Source organism: Chitinimonas sp. BJB300 (assembly GCF_002735695.1).
Taxonomy (GTDB): Bacteria; Pseudomonadota; Gammaproteobacteria; order Burkholderiales; family Chitinimonadaceae; genus Chitinimonas.
Genome location: NZ_PDZH01000258.1, coordinates 1 through 2,502, shown reverse-complemented (window position 1 = coordinate 2,502; position 2,502 = coordinate 1). Strand labels below are relative to the sequence as shown.

The following is a 2,502-nucleotide window of genomic DNA, read 5'->3' as shown; positions in this document are numbered from 1 at the left end:
GTTCGGTGGCAAGTGCTGCGGTCAACCTGACCCAGCCCGCCATCATGACCTTTCCGTATCTGTCGCAATTCGGTGGTGCAGCCAAGGCAGCCCAGCGCCTTGCCAGCGCCGCCAGCCGTATCTATGCGAAAGTCCATGCACCGGATTTAGCCAAGGCACTGAAACAAGCGGAAGCCGATGGCATTGTGGCGCCGCATGAAATCCACCAGTTGATGGCCGAAGCCGGTGGCACGATGCTGGATCGACAACCCGGCTTGCGTGCCTTCAAAGCCATTTGGGGTTCGATGTTCGCCTTGGCCGAGTCGGTCAATCGGCGCATGACCTTTATTGCTGCCTTTGAAACGGCAACACAAGAGAAGATCAAAGACCCTTACCAGTTTGCTGAGAAGGCGGTGCAGGAAACCCAAGGCCTGTACAACCGAGGCAACCGACCCAATTGGGCGCGGGGTGTGTTGGGTGCGACGGTGTTCACCTTCAAGCAATACAGCATCAGCTACCTGGAAATGTTCAAGCGGATGGACCGCCAGGGGCAGGTCATTGCCTTGGCCGTGCTGTTGCTGGCAGCCGGCCTGCAAGGTTTACCGTTCGCCGAGGACATTCAAGACTTGATCGATACCCTGGGCCGCTTCATGGGCTTCAACACTGATAGCGAAGCCTCGTTGCGTCGTGCCGTGATGGGCTCATTGGGTAAGACAATTGGGGGAATGGTATTGGATGGGGCGAGCGCCCTGCCCGGTATGCCGCTTGATGTGCAGGGCCGGCTAGGGCTGGGCAACTTGCTGCCGGGTACACGCCTGCTCACGCCGTTCGAGAACAACAAGACCGACGATATCGCCCAGTTTGCGGGGCCGGTCGGTGGCTTGATGAATCAAGCCGGCAAGGCATTCGGGAATCTGGCCAGCGGGGACGTGGCAGCCGCATTCGGCGCAATCACCCCGGTAGCGCTACAGAATATCGCCAAGGGCGCTGACATGGCCATGACAGGAATGTACCGGGATACCAAGGGGCGCAAGGTGATCGATACCGATACCACTCAAGCCATTATCAAGGGGATTGGGTTTCAGCCGCGGGAAGTCGCAGAAGTACAGCAGGCAATGGGGGCGGATCAGCGCCGTATTGAATTACAGCGCAGCGTCAAACAGTCGATTTCTGACCAATTGGCGCAAGCCATCGCGCTAGGGGATAGCGAAGGGAGGGAGGCAGCACAACGCCGTTTGAAAGAGTGGAATACGACGAATCCAGACACGCCGGTCCAGATTACGCGAACTGCCATCAGTCGTCGGGTGAAAGAGATTCGGATGAGCAAAGCGGAGCGGATTGCTAAGCGGTTGCCGAGGGAGTTGCGGGGTAGATTGGATAGTTGATTGTGTGACCTATCGTACTTCTGAACGCAAAATCAGGTATGTCAAAAGTCTGACAAAGTGTGCGTTACTTATCCTTAATTGTGATTAAGTGTGACTGAAAATCAAAAGGCAGGCGGCGGCAAGCTTTTGATTATAAAGGGGCTATGGATTCACTCAGAAGACTTAAAATCTCTCGGCGAAAGCTGTGCCGGTTCGATTCCGGCCCCGGCACCAGATACAAGTTCCTAGCAGTCCAGGGAAATTCAGAAACCCGCATAGACACTAGCTATGTGGGTTTTCTTTTGCCTGAGCAATTCCCTGCATGCCCTCCAGTACCACAGTTTTACGTATCAGCTTTAAGCTGATCGTGGATATGATTTGGCGGATTTAAAAACGAACCTGACGGATTCAATACCAGCGGGAGAGAGCGGTGAGCGGCGGTAGGATGCGCTCCCCTTTTCCCGCCAGGAAATTGAAGACCGATGACCTACACGCAACTCACCCAAGGCGAACGATACCGAGTCGCAGGCCTGTTGGAAACGCAGCATGCCGCCGCCACCATTGCCAAGCTCATGAACCTAAGCCCGACCACCATCCGGGCCGAACTCCGTCGTGGCCGCAGTACGCCGATGGCAGCCTATTGCCCTGACACAGCCCAACTGCGGGCGCTAGCTCGCAAAGCCAATAATGCCCAGCGACTGGATGACGCCCTCTGGCAGCAGGTGCGACCACTATTGGCCGAGCAGTGGAGTCCCGAGCAGATTGCCGGCCGGCTGACTGCAGAACAGGGCGGCAAAGCCCAGCTGAGCCATGTCTCTATCTACCACTAGATTGCCAGAGATAAGCGCGCTGGCGGCGTACTATTTCAGCATTTGCGGCATGGTAAACCCTATCGGCGGTGACATATACCAAGGACACTCGCGGGAAGATCGTGGGCCGCCGCGATATTACGGAACGACCTGGAATCGTTGAAGAAAGAGGGCGTATCGGCGACTGGGAGTTGGATCTCGTCATTGGCGGCCAACATAAAGACGCGCTGATCACGCTGAATGAACGGCTGTCGGGTCTGTCGCTGCAGCGGTGGATACCCAGCAAGGAGGCGGATAAGGTGGCGGTTGGTGTGATACACCTGCTAAGCCCGCTGAAGGCCTTTGTGCAC

The 2,502-nt window shown here is 56.5% G+C and carries 2 protein-coding genes and 1 pseudogene; all 3 read left to right on the top strand.

Translation table 11 applies throughout. The features are described from left to right. On the top strand, positions 1-1,364 hold a 1,364-nt coding region (locus CSQ89_RS21050; protein ID WP_143747124.1), incomplete at its 5' end, for a PLxRFG domain-containing protein. 461 nt (positions 1,365-1,825) lie between these two features. Further along, positions 1,826-2,173 carry a helix-turn-helix domain-containing protein gene (locus tag CSQ89_RS21045; RefSeq protein ID WP_099407927.1) on the top strand — a complete coding sequence of 116 codons (348 nt, stop codon included), beginning with the start codon at positions 1,826-1,828 and terminating at the stop codon, positions 2,171-2,173. 68 nt (positions 2,174-2,241) lie between these two features. Then, positions 2,242-2,502 (top strand): annotated as a pseudogene (locus tag CSQ89_RS21040) (IS30 family transposase); the annotation flags it as partial.

Bases quoted from the DNA above. Each gene is read 5' to 3' on its own strand.
- CSQ89_RS21045 (WP_099407927.1), top strand. From the start codon at position 1,826: ATGACCTACACGCAACTCACCCAAGGCGAACGATACCGAGTCGCAGGC.